At 68.0% G+C, this 18,518-nt stretch carries 19 protein-coding genes and 1 pseudogene; 8 read left to right on the top strand and 12 right to left on the bottom strand.

Annotated elements, in window-relative coordinates; translation table 11 throughout:
- Both Q8R27_RS12165 and Q8R27_RS12160 read right to left on the bottom strand, forming a co-directional pair.
- Positions 1-1,877: TonB-dependent siderophore receptor (locus tag Q8R27_RS12165; RefSeq protein ID WP_305699270.1), on the bottom strand; the 1,877-nt coding region annotated here is incomplete at its 3' end.
- 213 nt (positions 1,878-2,090) lie between these two features.
- On the bottom strand, positions 2,091-3,710 hold the full coding sequence (locus tag Q8R27_RS12160) for a peptide ABC transporter substrate-binding protein (RefSeq protein ID WP_305699269.1): 1,620 nt from the start codon (positions 3,708-3,710) through the stop codon (positions 2,091-2,093).
- Between the two features lie 58 nt (positions 3,711-3,768).
- On the opposite strand from Q8R27_RS12160, the gene Q8R27_RS12155 reads away from it, so the two are divergent.
- Positions 3,769-4,293 (top strand): hypothetical protein, encoded by a 525-nt coding sequence (locus Q8R27_RS12155; protein WP_305699268.1) that lies wholly within the window; start codon positions 3,769-3,771, stop codon positions 4,291-4,293.
- Positions 4,294-4,296: 3 nt separating this feature from the next.
- On the opposite strand, the gene Q8R27_RS12150 is transcribed toward Q8R27_RS12155, so the two are convergent.
- Both Q8R27_RS12150 and oppB read right to left on the bottom strand, forming a co-directional pair.
- Positions 4,297-5,205, bottom strand: coding sequence for an ABC transporter permease (locus tag Q8R27_RS12150; protein WP_305699267.1), 909 nt, complete (start codon positions 5,203-5,205; stop codon positions 4,297-4,299).
- Positions 5,202-6,125 carry an oligopeptide ABC transporter permease OppB gene (gene oppB / locus Q8R27_RS12145; protein ID WP_305699266.1) on the bottom strand — a complete coding sequence of 308 codons (924 nt, stop codon included), beginning with the start codon at positions 6,123-6,125 and terminating at the stop codon, positions 5,202-5,204. Before oppB ends, Q8R27_RS12150 begins: the two co-directional genes overlap by 4 nt.
- A gap of 115 nt (positions 6,126-6,240) precedes the next feature.
- Between oppB and Q8R27_RS12140 the strand changes: the two genes are divergently transcribed.
- On the top strand, positions 6,241-6,651 hold the full coding sequence (locus tag Q8R27_RS12140; RefSeq protein WP_305699265.1) for a TIGR01244 family sulfur transferase: 411 nt from the start codon (positions 6,241-6,243) through the stop codon (positions 6,649-6,651).
- 223 nt (positions 6,652-6,874) lie between these two features.
- Positions 6,875-7,771, top strand: coding sequence for an MBL fold metallo-hydrolase (locus Q8R27_RS12135; RefSeq protein ID WP_305699264.1), 897 nt, complete (start codon positions 6,875-6,877; stop codon positions 7,769-7,771).
- Positions 7,772-7,774: 3 nt separating this feature from the next.
- Here Q8R27_RS12135 and Q8R27_RS12130 read toward each other — a convergent pair whose 3' ends face one another.
- The 5 genes from Q8R27_RS12130 to pdxH form a co-directional block, all read right to left on the bottom strand.
- Positions 7,775-8,023 carry a DUF3297 family protein gene (locus Q8R27_RS12130; RefSeq protein WP_305597185.1) on the bottom strand — a complete coding sequence of 83 codons (249 nt, stop codon included), beginning with the start codon at positions 8,021-8,023 and terminating at the stop codon, positions 7,775-7,777.
- A 29-nt stretch (positions 8,024-8,052) separates the two neighbouring features.
- Positions 8,053-9,060 carry an NADP-dependent oxidoreductase gene (locus tag Q8R27_RS12125; RefSeq protein WP_305699263.1) on the bottom strand — a complete coding sequence of 336 codons (1,008 nt, stop codon included), beginning with the start codon at positions 9,058-9,060 and terminating at the stop codon, positions 8,053-8,055.
- A 94-nt stretch (positions 9,061-9,154) separates the two neighbouring features.
- Entirely contained in the window at positions 9,155-10,960 is a 1,806-nt protein-coding gene (locus Q8R27_RS12120) for a long-chain-fatty-acid--CoA ligase (RefSeq protein ID WP_305699262.1), read from the bottom strand.
- Between the two features lie 50 nt (positions 10,961-11,010).
- Complete coding sequence (locus tag Q8R27_RS12115) at positions 11,011-12,492, bottom strand: bifunctional aminoglycoside phosphotransferase/ATP-binding protein (protein ID WP_305699261.1); 1,482 nt, start codon at positions 12,490-12,492, stop codon at positions 11,011-11,013.
- Positions 12,489-13,154 carry a pyridoxamine 5'-phosphate oxidase gene (gene pdxH, locus Q8R27_RS12110; protein WP_305699260.1) on the bottom strand — a complete coding sequence of 222 codons (666 nt, stop codon included), beginning with the start codon at positions 13,152-13,154 and terminating at the stop codon, positions 12,489-12,491. Before pdxH ends, Q8R27_RS12115 begins: the two co-directional genes overlap by 4 nt.
- Positions 13,155-13,234: 80 nt before the next feature.
- On the opposite strand from pdxH, the gene Q8R27_RS12105 reads away from it, so the two are divergent.
- The 4 genes from Q8R27_RS12105 (at position 13,235) to Q8R27_RS12090 (ending at position 15,983) form a co-directional block, all read left to right on the top strand.
- The gene (locus tag Q8R27_RS12105; protein WP_305699259.1) at positions 13,235-13,945 is read left to right on the top strand and encodes a DnaJ C-terminal domain-containing protein; all 711 of its coding nucleotides are present in this window, start codon (positions 13,235-13,237) and stop codon (positions 13,943-13,945) included.
- A 45-nt stretch (positions 13,946-13,990) separates the two neighbouring features.
- Positions 13,991-15,139, top strand: coding sequence for a chorismate synthase (gene aroC / locus Q8R27_RS12100; protein WP_305699258.1), 1,149 nt, complete (start codon positions 13,991-13,993; stop codon positions 15,137-15,139).
- A gap of 140 nt (positions 15,140-15,279) precedes the next feature.
- Positions 15,280-15,801, top strand: a complete 522-nt coding sequence (locus tag Q8R27_RS12095) for a response regulator (protein WP_305699257.1) — start codon at positions 15,280-15,282, stop codon at positions 15,799-15,801.
- On the top strand, positions 15,798-15,983 hold the full coding sequence (locus Q8R27_RS12090) for a hypothetical protein (RefSeq protein ID WP_305699256.1): 186 nt from the start codon (positions 15,798-15,800) through the stop codon (positions 15,981-15,983). The genes Q8R27_RS12095 and Q8R27_RS12090 overlap by 4 nt, the downstream gene beginning before the upstream one ends.
- An 11-nt stretch (positions 15,984-15,994) precedes the next feature.
- Here Q8R27_RS12090 and Q8R27_RS12085 read toward each other — a convergent pair whose 3' ends face one another.
- From Q8R27_RS12085 to queC, 3 genes are read right to left on the bottom strand one after another with little or no spacing between them, the layout of a single operon-like run.
- Positions 15,995-16,357 (bottom strand): 6-carboxytetrahydropterin synthase, encoded by a 363-nt coding sequence (locus Q8R27_RS12085; protein ID WP_305699272.1) that lies wholly within the window; start codon positions 16,355-16,357, stop codon positions 15,995-15,997.
- Between the two features lie 35 nt (positions 16,358-16,392).
- Positions 16,393-17,025, bottom strand: a complete 633-nt coding sequence (gene queE / locus Q8R27_RS12080) for a 7-carboxy-7-deazaguanine synthase (RefSeq protein ID WP_305699255.1) — start codon at positions 17,023-17,025, stop codon at positions 16,393-16,395.
- Positions 17,022-17,747: a 7-cyano-7-deazaguanine synthase QueC gene (gene queC / locus Q8R27_RS12075; RefSeq protein WP_305699271.1), complete on the bottom strand. Its 726-nt coding sequence runs from the start codon at positions 17,745-17,747 to the stop codon at positions 17,022-17,024. The genes queE and queC overlap by 4 nt, the downstream gene beginning before the upstream one ends.
- Positions 17,748-17,849: 102 nt before the next feature.
- Here queC and Q8R27_RS12070 point away from each other — a divergent pair.
- A pseudogene (locus Q8R27_RS12070) lies at positions 17,850-18,518 on the top strand (NADH:flavin oxidoreductase/NADH oxidase); the annotation flags it as partial.

The raw sequence follows: 18,518 nt of genomic DNA, 5'->3' as shown, positions 1-18,518 counted from the left end.
CGGTAGCCGAGGTTCAGTTCGAGGGTCTTCGCGAACGGCGCGTCCTTGACCAGCGGGATCAGCGCTTCGCCGAAGAAGTCCTTGAAGCTGCTGGTGCCGTCTTCCGGATCCTCCAGGGTGAAGCCGGAGATGTTCTCCGCGCCCGAGCCCGGGTTCGCCTTGGATTCGAAGCTGCGATACTCGGCGCCGACCACCACCGACAGCGGGCCGGCGGGCAGGTCCATCACGTCGCCTGAGACGTAGACCTGGCCGATCTGCTGGATCAGGTCGCGGGTCGGCTGCAGGTCTACCCGCAGGAAGGTGCGGCAGGCGATCGACAGCGGATTCGCGCCGAACGGGTTGAAGCCGCCCGCACATAGTGCGTTTCCGCCGTCCGCCGCCGAGAGCAGCTGTTCCAACTTCACCAGATCGACGTTGCCGCTCTGGGTGTTGATGATCTTGGTGCGGCCCTCGGAGACATAACCCTCGACGCGCCAGCCGGTGTCGCCGATCGGCATGCGCAGGCCGGCGAGGTACTGGGTGACGGTGTTCTCGTAGTTTTCCTGGCGCAGGCCGATCTCCAGCGTGCGGGTGCGCATCTGGAAGGGTTCGTTGGCGCCCGAACCGGCGAGGTTCGGGTTGTCGCCGGTGCGGGAGTTCAGCAGCGTTCGCAGGTCAGCCGGGATGAACGGGTTGGTGACCGGGATCACCACGGAGCTGAACGAGCCGCCGGTGACCAGCCCGGGCGCGATCGTCGGCGTGATGGTGCGCGTCGGAACTGGCGTCGGCGCGAGCGCAGTGGCCGCGGTGTACTGGGTCCACGCCGCCTGGGCGAACACTTCGACGTCGTTGTCGAACTTGTAGTTGAACTTCGTCATGAACGACTTCCGATCCAGCGGAAGCGTCAGGATGTTCACGTAGTCGAAGTTGTACATGTAGAGATCAGGGAAGAAGTTGGCGTTGACGCTGGGGTCACTCGCCGGCTTCCTGAGGTTCTGCACGTTGCGCGGGTCGTTGAAGACGCCGCGATAGAACAGCGATCCGTCCTGGTTGAAGCCGAGCGTCTGCGAGGCGCGCACGATCGGCGCGTTGGAGCCGTAAGACGGCTGCGCGAACAGCGCGTTGATCGCATCGTTGCTCGGCGCGTTGCCGGCCGAGAAGGTCAGCAGGCCGTCAGGGTAGAACGAGGTGGTCGAGGTCGCATACTGCGAGAAGTTACGCTGGTTCTTGTACATCGCCTCGCGCACGGAGCGATCGAAGGCGAACACCGCGTTACCGCGGTCGTCGGCGAAGTTGCCGCCGATCACGCCGGAGAACTGGTACTCCTTGGCGTCCCAGAACTCGGTCGAGTTGGAGTAGTTGGCGCGAAGGTCGATGCCTTCGAAGTTACGCTTCAGCTTGATGTTGACCGCGCCGGAAATGGCGTCGGCGCCGTAGGTCGCGCCTGCGCCGCCGGTGATCACTTCGATCGAGTCGATCAGCGCCTGAGGGATGGTGTTGACGTCGACGGTCAGGTCGTTGCGGCTCACCATCGGGCGGCGGCCGTCGATCAGCACCAGGTTGCGGTTGGCGCCCAGGCCACGCAGGTCGATGTTCGCCTGGCCGTCGTTGGGCGGGTTGTTCGAGGTGGTGGTGCCCGCCGGGTTAACCTGCGGCAGGGTGTTCAGGTAGGTCTCCACGGTGATGTCGGCGTTCTGCACCACCTGTTCGCCGGTGACCGTCGCGATCGGGCTGTTGGCGACGTAGTCCTGACGGACGATCCGCGAGCCGGTGACGACGATCTCGGATACCTCGCCGCTCCCTTGCGCCATCGCCGGAGTGGCCGCGAGGACGGAGAAAGCCGCCCCGCAAATCATCGAAGACGCCATCAGGCGTTCGCGTGTCGTTTTGATTTTCAAGCTCTGCATCCCTTATGCGGCCCGACGGTCCAGACCGCAGCGGCCGGTCGCAGCAGGTTTCATTCCCGTGACGCAAATCGCGTGTGGGTTGCGCAAAAGTTACGATCGTTACGAGATGACAATCAACGCGCTTTGGTACGTCGCCGCGTTGTTAGCTGACGCCTGTCTCATTTTCGTCACAGATCGGCCTGCTGAAAACCGGTCCGGAAAAATTCATCCCTTGGCGGCTGGCTGACGGCCCTCGACGCATAGATATCGGCTGCGATGGTGGTCGATTATGTTGTCGACCCAGCCGGTGACCTTGGGGCTGACCAGGTTCTTGTTCACGTAGAAGAACACCGGGGCGACGGGCGCATCCCGCAACATGATCTCCTCGGCCTGGGCGAGGTAGCCGGCCCGTCGCACGGCGTCCGGCTCGTTGTCCGCCCGAGCCAGCAGCGCGTCGTAGGCGGGGTTCTTGTAGTCGCCATAGTTCTGCGAGCCGGTGGACGACTGCTGCAGGTAGAGGAAGCTCATGGCGTCGTTGTAGTCGGCGATCCAGGCCGCATCGGCGACCTCGAAGTCGCGGCTGCGATAGGCGGCGTAAGCGATCTGGGTCTCGTTCTGGGCGAGGCTCGCCTCGACGCCGATCGCCTTCCAGTCGGCCTGCACGGCGGGCATGAACAGGCTGGGATCCGGCGTATTGCGATGCTTGATCTCGACCTTCAGCGGCTTGCCCGGCCCAAAGCCCGCCTGCGCCAGCAGGGCGCGCGCCGCGGCCTGTCTGCGTTCCAGCGGCCAGGCGGCCCAGACGGGCGGCTTGGCGGCCTGGTAGTTGGCCACGCCGGGCGGGACGAAGGTGTAGGCCGGGATCTGGCCGCCGCGCAGCAGCTTGCCAATGATGAAATCGCGGTCGATCGACATATCAAGCGCTATGCGGACGCGACGGTCTTTCAGCGCCGGCACGTTGTTGTTGAACGCCAGGTAGGCGATCCCGAGGTAGGTGTAGGTGCGAACGTAACCCGGCATCTCGGTGCGCAGGAAGGCGATCCGGTTCGACTGGATGTCGTTGTTGATATCCAGCTCGCCGCGCTTCACCCGCCGCTCGGCGCTGATCGCGTCATTGGTCGGATAGTAGCGGATCTGATCCACGCACACCTTGTCCGCATCGTAGAAGCGGGGGTTCTTCACCGCCTCGACGTAGTCTCCCAGCCGCCAGGCGGTGAGCAGATAGGGCCCGTTGGACACGTAGTGCGCAGGCGAGCTCCAGGCGTCGCCCCACTTCTCAACCACATGCTTGGGCACGGGATACATGGTGTGGTGCTTGGCGAGCTCAGGCAGGTAGGGCGCGGGGTGCTCGAGGGTGATTTCCAGAGTGCGCGGGTCGATCGCGCGCACGCCCAGCGTCTCCTTGGCCGCCTTGCCTTCGTTCACGGCCTGGGCGTTCTTCAGCAGGTAGAGCAGCGAGGCGTACTCCGACGCGGTCTGCGGCAGCAGGATGCGGCGCAGGGAATAGACGAAGTCGTCGGCGGTGACGGGCACGCCGTCCGACCACGTCGCCTGACGCAGGTGGAACGTCCAGACCAGGCCGTCGGGGCTGGTCTCCCAACGCTCGGCCATGCCGGGGATCGGCTTTCCTTCGACGTCGTCCTGCACCAGGCCGACCAAGGCGTCGGAGAGGATGCGATCCTCCCAGGTGCCGGTGGTCTTGTGGGGATCCAGCGAGATCGGCTCCGAGCCGTTGCCCATTTCCAGGCAGACCTTGCCCGCGGCGCAGGGCGCACGCGTCGGCTCGGACGCGCCGCAGCCGGCCAGCACCAGCGCCGCGGCCAAAGCGATCGAAAGATTGCGCATCACGTCGCGGACCACCTAGGACTAGTCGGTCCCAACGATGTCACCGAAGGCGCAGGTCGTGACAGCCCCTAAATTCGCGTTGCCCGTGTTGATCGCCGCCGCCCTCTGCGCCGGCGCCGCGTACGCACAGGCGCCAGCCCGGGCGCCGACGATGCAGGCGCTGGCCGACTGCCGCGCGATCACCGATCCGCAAGCCCGCCTCGCCTGCTACGACAAGGCGGCCGCCGCGATGATCGCCGCCGAGGCCCAGGGCGACCTGGTGACCATGGACCGCGAGCAGCGCCGCGCGATGCGCCGCCAGGCGTTCGGCTTCAACATGCCGTCGTTCAGCCTGTTCGATCGCGGCGACCGGCCGGAGGAGGTCGACCGCGTCACCGCCCGTGTCGCCCGCGCCTACCTGCAAGGCGACGGCAAGTGGTCGCTGGAGCTCGAAGACGGCGCGTTGTGGGTGCAGACCGAGAGCGCCACCCTGGGACGTCGGCCGAAGGACGGCTCCACGGTGGAGATCCGCAAGGCGGCGATGGGCAGCTACTTCATCAACATCGACGGCCAGCGGGCGATCCGCGCCAAGCGGGTGAAGTAGGCCTCACCGGTCCTTCGGATCGATCGCGTCGCGCAGGCCGTCGCCGATGAAGTTGAAGCTCATCAGCGTGATCACCATCAGCACCGAGGGGAACACCAGCAGCCACCAGGCCAGCTCCATGTCCTGGGCGCCGTTGGCGATCAGCGTGCCGAGCGAGGCCATCGGCGGCTGCACGCCAAGGCCGAGGAAGCTCAGGAAGCTCTCGGCCAGGATCACCGCGGGGATGGTCAAGGTCACATAGACCACCACCGGACCCAGCAGGTTGGGCACGATGTGACGGAAGATGATCGCCCCCTGCCCCAGCCCCGCGGCGCGGGCCGCCTCGACGAATTCCTTGTGCTTCAGGGTCAGGGTCTGCCCACGGACGATCCGCGACATGGTCAGCCATTCGACCGCCCCGATGGCCACGAAGATCAGGATGAAGTTCGAGCCGAAGGTGACCATCAGCAGGATCACGAAGAAGATGAACGGCAGCGAGTAGAGCACGTCCACCACCCGCATCATCGCCTCGTCCAGGCGGCCGCCGACGAAGCCCGCCACGGCGCCCCAGGCGACGCCGATCACCAGCGACACGAAGGTCGCCACCAGGCCGATGGCCAGCGACACCCGCAGCCCCATCAGCAGGCGCGCCAGCAGGTCCCGCCCCAGCGAATCGGAGCCCAGCAGATGGCCCTCGACCAGCGGCGGCAGCCAGACGTCGTTCTTGTTGATCTCGTCGTAGGCGTAGGGCGTGACGTGCGGTCCGACGATGGCGGCGACCACCAGCACGGCCAGCACGATCATGCCGGCGACGGCGGCGCGGTTGCGCAGCAGACGGCGCGTCGCGTCATCCCACAGGCTGCGGCCCTTGGCGGCCTGCTGCATGAGTTCGGCGCCGCGTTGCGATCCGGGGGCGAGGATGGCGCCGGTCATGCCAACCTCACGCGCGGATCGAGGGTGGCGTACAGCAGGTCGGCCAGCAGGTTCAGCGCCAGGATCAGCGCGGCGTAGAAGATCACCATCCCCATCACCACCGTGTAGTCGCGTTGAAGGGCGCTGATCACGAAGAACTTGCCCAGGCCCGGCAGGTTGAAAATCTTCTCCACCACCAGCGAGCCGGTGATCAGCCCGGCGCAGGCCGGACCCAGGTAGCTGACCAGGGGCAGGATCGCGGCGCGCAGGGCGTGCTTGGCGACGATGCGGCTCTCCGGCAGGCCCTTGGCGCGGGCGGTGCGGACGTAGTTGGAATGCAGCACCTCGATCATCCCGGCCCTCGTCAGGCGCGAGATGATGGCGATCTGCGGCAAGGCGAGGACCGCGATGGGAAGCACCAGATTCGGCAAGGCCCCGCCGTTCCACCCGGCGCTTGGCAGCCAGCCGAGCTTGGAGGCGAAGGCCAGCACCAGCAGCGGCGCGGTGACGAAGGTCGGGATACAGACACCCAGGATCGCCACGGTCATCACGCCATAGTCGATCGCCTGGTTCTGTCGCAGCGCGGCCAGCACACCCAGGGTCACGCCGACGATGCCCGCGATCAGGATCGCCGACAGGCCCAGGGTCAGGCTGACGCCGTAGTTCTCATCGAGGATCTGCAGGACGCTCTTGTCCTTGTATTTCAACGAGGGTCCGAGGTCGCCGTGGGCGACGCCCTTTAGATAGGTGAGGTATTGCTCGCCCAGCGGACGGTCCATGCCGTACTTGGCCATCACGTTGCGCTCGATCTCGGGCGAGAGCTTGCGGTCCATGTCGAAGGGGCTGCCGGGGGCGGCGCGCATCATGAAGAAGGCGACGGTGACCACCAGCAAGAGCGTCGGGATCGCCACCAGGAGCCGGCGGCCGATGAATCGCAACATAGGCTTTAAGCGCCTCGCGTTCGGGCGGCCTTTCGACAGCCGGGCGTTGCGAAACTTTCATTCGCCCCCGATGATGTCAAACGAAGGGTCCCCTCACAGGCATGCCGTAGGTTCCATGAGCGATTTTCGACGCGTCACCGATCAGATCACCGTCAGCCCGCAGATCAGCGAAGCCGACCTCGACGAGGCTGTGCGCCAGGGCTTCAAGCTGGTGATCAACAATCGCCCGGACGGCGAAGATCCGGGTCAGCCGACCAGCGCCGAGATCGAGGCCGCTGCGCGCCAGCGAGGGCTGGAGTACGCGTTCATCCCGGTGCGCGGGGGGCCGACGCCCGACCAGGTCGAGGCGGAACGCAAGCTGCTGGAAAGCGCGCCCGGCCCGGTCCTGGCCTACTGCCGCTCAGGCACCCGCTCGATCATCACCTGGTCCCTGGGCCAGGCGCAGGCCGGCGCGCGCAGCCGCGATGACCTTGTGGGCCTTGGCCGCCAGGCGGGATATGATCTGTCTAGCGTGCTACCGGGCTGAGCCCCCCGGCTAGTGCAGCGCCATCGACGCGCCGGCGGGTATCGGTTCCATCAGATCGGGGTCGCACGAAGCCAGCACCAATACGAGACACGCCAGGCCCGTGAACAAGGTCAGACGCCAATATGAGACAGTCATCGCCATAACCCCGTGCGCGAAGGCCGCTGCATCCGCTCTTCGGGCACACGCTGCGCAATAAGGGCGCCGCGACGCCAAAGGACACGCCATGATCCCCTATGTCCGCGACATCAAATTCGAGTACGGCGCCGTCGATCAGGTCTCGCCGCTGATCCGCAGGGTGGTGGCGAACAACCCCGGCCCGTTCACCTATGTCGGCACCGGCACTTACATCATCGGCCGGGGCGAAGTGGCGGTGATCGATCCCGGCCCGGACATCGAAGAGCATCTGGAGGCGATCCTCAAGGCCGTGGAGGGCGAACGCGTCACCCACATCATGATCACGCATCACCACATAGACCATTCGCCTCTCGCTGCGCCGCTGAAGGCGCGCACCGGGGCGACGATCTATGGCTGCGCGGTGACCAAGGTGGTGGAGGACGACGGCGGGGTGAAGACCGAGGCCGGCTACGACATGGGCTTCAAGCCCGACGTCAGCCTGTGCGACGGCGGCGAAGTCTCTGGACCGGGCTGGACCCTGGAGTCGATTCCGACGCCTGGCCACACCTCCAACCACATCTGCTTCGCGCTGAAGGAAGAGAACGCTCTGTTCACCGGCGACCACATCATGGGCTGGTCGACCACGGTGATCACCCCGCCGGACGGCGACATGAGCGACTACATGGACAGCCTGGACCGCATCCGGGTGCGGGAGTTCGACACCCTGTGGCCGACGCATGGACCGCCGGTGCGAGAGGTCACACCGTTCATCGACGCCTACATCGCGCATCGCCGCGAACGCGAGGCGCAGATCGAGCAGGCCCTGGCCGCCGGCCCCAGCCGCATCCGCGACATGGTGCCGGTGCTGTACGCCGCCGTCGACCCGCGGCTGCATCCGGCCGCCGCGCGCTCGGTGCTGGGCCACATGATCGACCTCGTGCGCCGCGGCCGCGTACTGGCCGATGGCGCCCCGGGCCCCGACAGCGAGTACCGGCTGGCGGGGTAGGCGCTAGCCCTCTTCCGCGTCGCGGAAGTAGGGTTCGACCTCGCCCTGCAGCTTGATGGTCATCGGGTCGCCCTTGCGGTCGACGGTCGAGCCGACGGTCAGCCGCACCCAGCCTTCGCTGACGCAGTATTCCTCGACGTTGGTCTTCTCGACCCCCTTGAAGCGCACGCCGATCCCGCGCTCCAAGATGGCGGCGTCATAGAAGGGGCTCTTGGGATTGGCCGCCAGGCGGTCAGGAAGGGTGTCGCTCATGGCCGCGCTCTTGCCTGCACAGGACCCGCCTAGTCAACGCTGACGATCGGACGTGGCCCGGTCTGGCCATTGAACTGGCCGACGAAAGCCTCGGCCGCGCGCTCGATGCCCTGCACCACTGTGGGCCGATGTTTGAGCTTTCCCTCGCGGATCCACTGGGAGATCTGGCGCCGGGCGGCGGGGAATTCGGCGATGAAGTCCGGGCAGATGAACGCCTGCACGGTCTGGCGCAGCGACGGCTTGAGCGCCGGCATCATAGGAACCGGCGCGCCGTCATAGACCGACATCGCCCCGCAGACCACGACACGGCCAAAGGCGCGCAGGTTGTCGAACCCGGCCAGCAGCGTTTCTCCGCCGACGTTGTCGAAGAACACGTCGACGCCGTCCGGCCGTGCTGCCTTGATCGCGCCACCCAGATCGGAATGGGTCTTGTAGTTGATCGCCGCGTCGTAGCCGCTCTCGGCGACGATGTCGGCGCACTTGTCGTCATCGCCGGCGAGGCCCAGCACATCGCAGTCGTGGATACGGGCGATCTGGCCGACCACGGAGCCCACCGCGCCGGCCGCCGACGACACCAGCACCGTTTCGCCCGCCTTCAGCCGGCCGATCTTCAACAGGCCGAAGTAGGCCGTGAGGCCCGACATGCCCAGCAGCCCGACGCCGGTGGCCAGCGGCACCCCGCCCTCGAACAACTCCGCGTCCAGCTTGTCCAGTTCACCGCCCGGCATCACCGCCACGCTGGCCCAGCCGAGGAAGCCGCTGACCCGGTCGCCGGGCGCGAATTGCGGATGCCGCGAAGCCTCGACCACGCCGACCGCGTTTCCTGGAATGGTGTCGCCCAGCTCGATCCTGGCGGCGTAGGTCGCCGCCATCAGCTTGGCGCGCACGCCCGGCGCCACGGTATGGTGTTCGATGCGCACGCGCACCTCGCCCTCGGCCAGGTCGGCAGGCGTGAAGCTCTGGAGATCGAAGTCGGACGCCTTGAGATCCTTGCCCGGCCGCGAAGCCAGGACCCAACGCCGCGGTCCACCTGTCATCGCGTTTTGCTCCATTTTTTCTGGCGGCATGGGCGAGCGGCGCCCCCGCTTGTCAAGCTGGCGTCGTCGAGCGTGCGTCTTTCGAAAGCGAACTTCAGCGCCGCACCGGCCCGAAGCTTCGCCACAGATACGCGCCCATCAACGCCCCGCTCAGGGCGACCATCGTTAGGGTGGAGGCGCGGGCCGGCGACGCCTCCGCCGCCTCAGCGGGAAAAGGGCCGGGGGCGTCCGCCGGGGCCTCCTCGGCGTTGGGTTGTTCGGGCGAGAGGCCGGCGGCGATCGGCTGCACGACGTGGTTCTTGAACTGCTCGCGGATCAGCTTCTTGTCGATCTTGCCGGTGGCGCCCAGCGGGATGTGATCGACGAACACAACGTCGTCGGGCATCCACCAGCGGGCGATCTTGCCATCGAGGAACTGCAGGAATTCCGAGCGATCGGCACGCTCGTCAGGCTTCAATTGCACCAGGAGCAGCGGGCGCTCGTCCCACTTGGCGTGCGGGATCGCGACGACGGCGGTCATCGCCGCCTTCGGGTGGGCGGCGGCCAGGTTTTCGATCTCGATGGAGCTGATCCATTCGCCGCCGGACTTGATCACGTCCTTCGCCCGGTCGGTGATCTGGATATAGCCCTGATCGTCTATGGAGGCGACGTCGCCGGTGTCGAAGAAGCCATCCGCGTCAAGGATCGCGCGCTCGGCCTCGCGGAAGTACTCGCGGACCACGAACGGCCCGCTGACCTTCAGCCTGCCCGTCGCCTGGCCGTCGTGAGGCAGCACGTGTTCCTGATCGTCCACCAGCTTCAGGTCGATCATCAACGGTGGGCGACCTTGCTTCAGGCGGTAGCGAAGCTGTTCCTCGGCGTCCATGGCCGCGACCGCGCGGTTCGGCGACGACTGGGTGCCCATGGGCGAGGTCTCGGTCATCCCCCAGGCGTGGGTGACGGTGACGCCGTAATCGTCGCGGAAGGCGCGGACCATGTCCTCCGGCACCGCCGATCCGCCGATCACGACCCGGGTCAGCGTGCTGAGCTGCCCGCCCGTCTCGCGCAGATGTTGCAGCAGCATCCGCCAGACCGTCGGCACCGCCGCCGAGAATGTCACGCCCTCGGTCTCGATCAGTTCGTGGACAGACGCGCCGTCCAGGTGCTGTCCCGGCATCACCAGCTTGGCCCCGGCCGCCGGCGCGGAGAAGGCGACCCCCCAGGCGTTGGCGTGGAACATCGGCACCACCGGCAACACCACGTCGCGCGCCGAGATCCCCAGCACGTCGGCGCCCATGGTGCCCAGCGTGTGCAGGAAGTTGGAGCGATGGGAGTAGAGCACGCCTTTCGGGTCGCCGGTGGTGCCAGAGGTGTAGCAAAGCCCGGCCGCGGTGTTCTCGTCGAAGCCGCCCCAGGCGCAGTCCGCACCGTGCTGGGCGAGCAGGGTCTCGAAGCACAGGGCGGCGGGATAGTCCGCCGGCATGTGGGCTTCGTCGGTCATCACCACCAGATGCTCGACGCAGTCCAGCTTGGCGCGGTGCTCCATCAGGATCGGCAGGAAGGTCAGGTCGGTGAAGATGACCTTATCGCGCGCATGGTTGATGATGTAGCAGAGTTGATCGGCGTGCAGCCTGGGGTTCAGGGTGTGGCAGATCGCGCCGATCCCCATGATCCCGTACCATGCTTCCAGGTGCCGGCCGGTATTCCAGGCCAGGGTGGCGACGCGGTCGCCGGGCAGGACGCCCAGCGACAGCAGCGCGTTGCTGAGCTGCTTCGCGCGGCCATGGATCTCGCGATAGGTGGTGCGCACCATCGGGCCTTCGACCGAGCGGCTGACCACCTCGATCCCGCCATGCCAGGACCTGGCGTGGTCGATGATCCGATCGACCGTCAACGGCCAGTCCTGCATCAGGCCCAGCATATGGCTTCCCCCGTCTCCATCCCGTTCCGACGCTAGTCAGGCGCCACGCTTTAGGCAACGCGCGGAAACCCTGAGCGTGCCGCGGCTTCGGCCGAGGTGGACGCATCGAGCCGGCGCCAGGAGATGTCGCCCGCGCCTGCAGCGGCCTGAACGCGCAGGACCTCCACTGTGGCGTCGGATGCGTCGCCGCGCCGGGCGGAGACCCTCGCGGCCAAAACCTCGAATGGCGCTTCCAGCCAGAGGCCGTCGAAAGCGGCTCCCGCCTGGCGGGCGACAGCCTCGACCTCGGCGCGCTGCTCCGGTCGTCGGAAGGTCGCGTCGACCACGACGGAACGCCCTGCCCGCAGCAAGTCGCGCGCCGCCTCGTATAGGGTGGCGTAGACGCGCGCGTCGGCTGCGGAATCGTATCCTGCGGCGGCCAGGGATTGGTCCGGCTCACGGCCGGCCAGCCGTTTGCGCACCTCGTCGCTGCGCAGGATCACCGCGCCCGGCGCAGGCTGCATATCAGGCGCGATCAGCCGCGATACGCTGGTCTTGCCCGCGCCCGACAGCCCGCCGACCGCGATCAGCCGTGGCGGCGCCGACTCAAGGCATCGCCGCGCCGCACGCAGATAGTCCCGGGCCAGATCGTCGTCGCCCCCATGCGCGCTGACGTGCGCGCGCACCCCGGCCCGCAGCGCCATCATCAGCGGCAGGGCCGCGAGGCCGTCGATGATCTGCGTCTCGGACCGCGCCGCCTCGTCAAGGTAGGCCGACTGCACCCGCACGGCGGCGTCCCGACGATCGCGAAAGTCCAGGTCCATCAGCAGGAAGGCCAGGTCGTAGAGGACGTCGATGTCCGACAGGGCGTCATTGAACTCGATGCAGTCGAACAACACCGGGCGACCGCCCTCGAGCAGGATGTTGCCCAGGTGCAGATCGCCATGGCAGCGGCGTACGAAGCCTGCCGCTGAACGCGCCTCCAGCAGCTCGCCGCGCCGTTCCAGCTCAGCCTGCGTCGTGGCGATGACCGCTTCCACCAGGTCGGCGCCCAACCGAACGGCGAGTTCGCGCAGCAGGCTGGCGTTGGACTGCGCGACATAGGCCAGCGCCTCTCGACCGCTGGCCGGGCGCTGTTCGGCGGCGTCATGGCTGCGCGCGATGGTGCGGCCCAGCGCCTCTGCGATGTCGCCGTCCAGAGCCTGCGGTTGGGCCGACAGCACCGCGTCGGGATCAAAGCGCCGCATCTCCAAGACGTGGTCGACCAGGACGCCGGCGCCGTCCAGCTCCAGCACGCCGCCGGGAGCCCGGGTCACTCGCCGCACGGCGCGATAGATGTCCGGAGCGCGAACGCTGTTGAACGCCAACTCGCGGTCGAGCGCCCACTTGCGCTGCTCGACCGTGGAGAAATCCAGATAGCCATAGGCGACATGGCGCTTCGCCTTCAACGCGACATCGCCCGTCAGGAACACCCGCGCGCACGCCGTCTCGATGGTCCGCTCGGCGCGCGCCGACAGCCAGGCCGTGACCTCGGCGTCCGTCCCTTCGCTCAAGGGAACAGGCGCTGCGTGGTCCAGCCGGCGCCGGAACGCGTGAAGGTCAACCGCTCGTGCAGACGGAACGGCCGGTCGCGCCAGAATTCGAAACTCGCGGGCGCCAGGCGGAATCCGGACCAGTGTGGCGGGCGCGGCGGGCGTCCGAGGCCGAACCGTAGTCCCGCCTCGGCGATGCGTCGCTCGAACGCCAACCGATCCGGGAGAGGCCGCGACTGGTCGGACGCCCAGGCGCCGAGCTGGGCCGGCCTAGCCCGCGTCGCCCAATAGGCGTCGGCCTCGTCTGACGTCACCGCGCTGATGGCGCCGCGCACTCGCACCTGCCGGCGCAGCGACTTCCAATGGAACAACAGCGCGGCCTGCGGGTGCGCCGCAAGCTGGCGGCCCTTGGCGCTCTCCACGTTGGTGTAGAAGACGAACCCCTCGGCATCGACGTCCTTCAACAGCACCATGCGCACGTCCGGCAAGCCGTCGGGATCGACGGTCGCTAGCGCCATGGCGTTGGCGTCGTTGGGCTCGTGGGCCAGCGCGTCCTTCAGCCAGTCGGCGAACACCGCGAACGGGTCGTCCTCCCGCAGCGTCGGCGCCGGTTCGGCGCCGGCTACCTGGCGGACGTAGTCATCCTCGCTGGGCGAGGGAGGGATCAGGGCCTTGTCGCTCATGCTCGGGATATAGCGCGGCGCGGCGTTCGGCGGCAGGGACTTAACGCGGCATATACGCTGGCGGCCCTAGCCTTCGGCTCATGGTCGCCAGCGCGCAAAAGATCGGGCCGAACGTCGGACTGTCGCAGGCGCGCGCCCTGCTGGGCGTCGGCTTGCGCGCGGACGCGGCCGAGCTGCGGCGCGCCTTCCACGCCTGCGTGAAGGGCGCGCATCCCGACCGCCCTGGCGGCTCGCCGGAAGCTTTCCGCGATGTCGTCGAGGCTTACCGCGCCCTGCAGGCGCTGACTGGCGCTCCACGCCTGGTGCAACCGCCGGCCGTTCGCGACGCGCACCAGATCGAGGTCCTGACCCTTTCGCCGTTCATCGCCCTTCGCGGCGGCGAGGCCCTGCATCACCGGCCAGATGGCCGTCGTCTTAGGTTGACCCTGCCGGCCGGCCTTCGTCCCGGAGAGACGGTGCGCGCCGGCCTCGTCACCCTGCGTGTGGAAATCCGCGGCGACTTCGATCTGTTCGTCCAGGGTGACGACGTGTGGGTCACCGCCGCGCTCGATCCGCGGCTGTTCGCGCTAGGCGGACGCGCAGAGGTGAACACCCCGCTCGGCCTGCGCGAGGTGTGGATCAGCGCCAAGCCCGGCGAGGGCCGCCTGGTGCGACTGACCGGTCAGGGGCTGCCGGCGCGCGGCGGCCGACCGGCCGGCGACCTGATGCTGCGGCTGGTCCCCCGCGCCGCGCCCGCCGACAGCGCTGCAGGCACGCTGCGCCGCCGCTTCGCCGCCGCCTGGGCGGCGTGACGCCGGCGTTGGCGAGCAGCCCTCGAACGCGGTAGAAGCCCGCCCATGTCGCACAACACCTTCGGCCGCCTGTTCCGCGTCACCACCTGGGGCGAAAGCCACGGCCCGGCGCTGGGCTGCGTGGTCGACGGTTGTCCTCCCGGCATCCTGCTGACCGAGGCCGACCTCCAGCAGTGGCTGGACAAGCGTCGCCCTGGCCAGGGCAAGTTCGTCACCCAGCGCCAGGAACCGGATGCGGTGCGCATCCTCTCGGGCGTCTTCGAGGACGAGGCGATCCGCGCGCGGTTCGGCGGCCAGGTGACGACCGGCACGCCGATCTCGCTGATCATCGACAACGTCGACCAGCGCAGCCGCGACTACTCCGAGATCGCAACCTCGTTCCGTCCGGGCCACGCCGACTACGCCTACTTCGCCAAGTACGGCGTGCGCGACTACCGCGGCGGCGGCCGGGCTTCGGCGCGTGAGACCGCGGCGCGGGTGGCGGCCGGCGGGATCGCGCGCAAGCTGTTGGCCGGGGTGACCATCCGCGGCGCGGTGGTGCAGATCGGCCCCCACGCGGTGGACCCCGACCGCTTCGACTGGGCCGAGACCAGCCGCAATCCATTCTGGTGCCCCGACGCGGGGATGGTCGACACCTGGGAATCCCACCTCGAGCAGGTGCGCAAGTCCGGCTCGTCCACCGGCGCCATCGTCGCGGTGGAGGCCACGGGTGTTCCGGCTGGCTGGGGCGCGCCGATCTACGGCAAGCTCGACGCCGAGCTGGCGGCCGCCTTCATGTCCATCAACGCGGCCAAGGGCGTGGAGATCGGCGCCGGCTTCGCCGCCGCGGCCCTATCTGGCGAGGAAAACGCCGACGAGATGCGCATGGGCAACGACGGGCCGATGTTCCTGTCCAACAAGGCTGGCGGCGTTCTGGGCGGCATTTCGACCGGCCAGGCGGTCACCGCGCGGGTGGCGTTCAAGCCGACGTCTTCCATCCTGTCCCTGCGCCGCAGCATCAACGAGGCCGGCGAAGAGATCGAGCTGCGCACCAAGGGGCGGCATGACCCCTGCGTGGGTCTGCGCGCGGTTCCGGTGGTCGAGGCCATGACCGCCTGCGTGCTGGCCGACGCGTTCCTGCAGCACCGCGCTCAACTTGCCCGAGAATCGTTCACGCCAGGGTTAGTTGAAGCTGTGCGTTCGCCCGCGGACTAGGCTAAATGCAGTGTTGCGCGCCATTTTCATGGGCGCCATTAGTCAGGCGATGAATTTCGATTGACCTGTTTCACGACCGACACGTAAGTGAGCGCCGCTCTTTCCTGACGCGACCCGTTCAACTTTAGATTTAAGAGATCGTGCGCTACGAGCTTCTCAACATTCTACTGATCGACGACAACCACCATATGCGGGTGCTGTTGGGCGAGATTCTGCGCGCCATCGGCGTGCGCCACATCCATGAAGCCAACGATGGCGCCGAAGCGTTGCAGATGCTGCGCGGCATGCCGATCGACATCGTCATCACGGATCTGGCGATGCAACCGCTGGATGGCATCGACTTCATGCGCCTGCTGCGCAACTCGCCCGAGAGCCCCAATCCGATGGTGCCGGTGATCATGATCACCGGGCATGCGACGCAGCGGCGGATCTATGAGGCGCGCGACGCCGGCGTGAACGAATTCCTCGCCAAGCCGCTGACCGCGCGCGGCGTGGTCGAGCGGATCAGCCAGGTGGTCGACCACGCCCGGCCGTTCGTGCGCACCGACGACTATTTCGGCCCGGACCGCCGCCGACGCCCCCTGCCCAATTACCATGGCCCCTGGCGCCGGTCGTCCGACGCCGCGCGGGCGTCGACGGAGAGCGAGGAAGCCGGATCGTGAGCCTGGCGCGCGCCATCGCGATCTGCGCGACGGCGCTGCTGCTTTCGGGTTGCGTGGCGACCGCGGTCGGCGCTGTGGCTGGCACGGCGATCGGCGTCACCGGCGCCGCTGTCGGGGCCACGGCCAAGGGCGTCGGCATGGTCGCAGGCGCGGTGATCCCGGGCGACCGCGACCGCGACTGAGGCGACCGCCTCTAGTCCACTGTCATCACGCAACGCTCGCCGACCGTGGGGCGCGACACGGCGACGCGCGCCAGACCCGGGAACGCCGGCTTCAGCCGCTCGGCGAAGTAGCGGCACAGATGCTCCAGCGTCGGGCTTTCCAGGCCGGGCTTCTCGTTCAGAACGCCGTGGTCGAGTTCGCCCGCCACCGCGCGCAACGCCGCATCCAGCGCGCCCAGATCCTCGACCCAACCCACCGGCCCCTGCGGCTCGCCGCGGATCGTCGCCTCGACGCTGAACGAGTGCCCGTGCAGTCGGGTGTAGGGCCCGCCTTGCGGCCCTTGCGGAAGATAGTGCGCGGCGTCGAAGGCGGCGGACTTGGTGATCTCGAAAATCGTTCAGCTCATCGGCAGGCTCAGACAGCGCGCGCTCAGGCGATGCCGAGGTACTTGTGGGTCTGCACGCTTAAACGCCAGCGTGGATGGGCAAGGCAATAGTCGATCGCTGCGCGTGTCGCGCCCTCGCGGTCGGGCCCGTCCATCGGCTGCAACAGGAAGCGCTCGAAGTCCCAGCCCTCGAAGGCGGCCGGATCGACGCCCGCCTGCGGATAGACCAGCTTCAGTTCCTGGCCTTGCCGCTGGACGACCGGCGTCGCGCCCTTCGGGCTGACGCAGATCCAGTCGACGCCCGGGGGCGCCGGCAACGTGCCGTTAGTCTCCAGCGCGATCGCGAAGCCGCGCGCATGCAAAGCGTCGATCAGCTCGGGGTCTAGCTGGAGCAACGGCTCGCCGCCGGTACAGACGACCAGCCGGTCCCGCGGGCCCCCGGTCCACGCCTGTTCGACCGCGTCGGCGAGTGCGTCCGGCGTGGCGAACCGACCGCCGCCGGGCCCATCCATCCCGACGAAATCGGTGTCACAGAAAGTGCAAGCCGCCCCCGCACGGTCCTGCTCGCGCCCGGACCACAGGTTGCAGCCGGCGAAGCGGCAGAACACCGCCGGACGACCCGCCTGCCCGCCTTCGCCCTGCAAGGTCAGGAAGATCTCCTTGACCGCGTAGCTCATAGGGCCAGCGCCGGCCGCCCTTGCGCGGTCCAGTCCTCCCAGCCCTTCGCCCGCAGTTCGCACGCCGGGCAGGTCCCGCAGCCGTGACCCCAGGCGTGCAGTTCGCCACGCTCGCCGCGGTAGCAGGTGTGGCTCTCGGTCAGGATCAGGTCGACCAGCGCATCACCGCCCAGCGCCTTGGCCAGAGCCCAGGTCTCGCCCTTGGTTAGCAGCATGAGCGGCGTTTCGATGCGGAAGTCCTGCGCCATGCCGATGTTGAGCGCCGCCTCCATGGCGTCGATCGCCACGCGCCGGCAGTCCGGATAGCCGGAGAAATCGGTCTCGCACATGCCGCCCACCAATACGCTGGCGCGGCGACGGTCGGCCAGCGCCGCGGCATAGGTCAGGAACACCAGATTGCGACCGGGCACATAGGTGGACGGCAGGCCCTTCTCGGTGATCTCGAACGCGCGCTCGCTGGTCATGGCGGTGCCGCCGATGTCGCCGAAACCACGCATCTCCAGGACATGGTCCTCGCCCAGCCGGCCCGCCCAGTGGGGGAAGCGCTCCAGGAACGCCGCACGAACGGTCTGACGCGCCTGCATCTCAACAGCGTGACGCTGGCCATAGTCGAAGCCCACGGTCTCCACGCGCGCGTAGCGATCCAGCGCCCAGGCTAGGCAGACGCTGGAGTCCTGTCCGCCTGAGAACAGGACGAGCGCGGTGTCGGCGGCGGCGGTCATCGGTCCCATATGCGCGTCCGCCCACGCTTGGGGAAGTCCTGTGCAACGCTTGGCGCGCCACGGGCGATGATCTAATCCCGCGCCTACCCCCCGGAGCCGCCGATGCCTGACGTCAGATTGTTCTCCAGCCTGAAGCTGCGCGATGTCACCCTGAAGAACCGGATCGTCGTCTCGCCCATGTGGCAGTACGCAGGCGAGAACGGCTTTCCCACCGACTGGCATCTGATGAACCTCGGCCGGCTTGCCGACGGCGGCGCAGGCCTGGTGTTCCAAGAGGGCACGACGGTCGAGCGGCGCGGCTGCGGCACCCTGGGCGACATCGGCATCTGGGACGACAGATTCACCCCGGCTATGACCCGCCTCGCCTCGGTGATGCGCGACAACGGCGCGGTCCCTGGCATCCAGCTCATGCACGCCGGCCGCAAGGCGCGTCAGCAACGCCCCTGGGAGGGCCGCAACCTGCTGGAACGGAGCGCGGAGATCGCGGACTGGGACGCCTGGGAGCCGATCGGGCCGAGCGCCTTGCCGATGGCCGAGGGTCTGGCGCCGCCGCGCGCGATGACCCTCGCCGACATCGCCGCGGTCACCGAAGCCTTCGCCTCGGCGACCCGGCGCGCTGTCACCGCCGGCTACGAGGCGCTGGAGCTGCACGCCGCCCACGGCTACCTGCTCCACACCTTCCTGTGCGAGGCTTCGAACCAGCGCGGCGACGCCTACGGCGGCGATTTTGCGCGGCGCGCCCGCTTCGTGCTGGAGATCGTCGAGGCCGTG

It is taken from the genome of Phenylobacterium sp., assembly GCF_030697305.1.
Taxonomy (GTDB): Bacteria; Pseudomonadota; Alphaproteobacteria; order Caulobacterales; family Caulobacteraceae; genus Phenylobacterium.
Note: the sequence above shows the minus strand (reverse complement) of the source record. Positions and strands in the feature narration are given on the sequence as shown.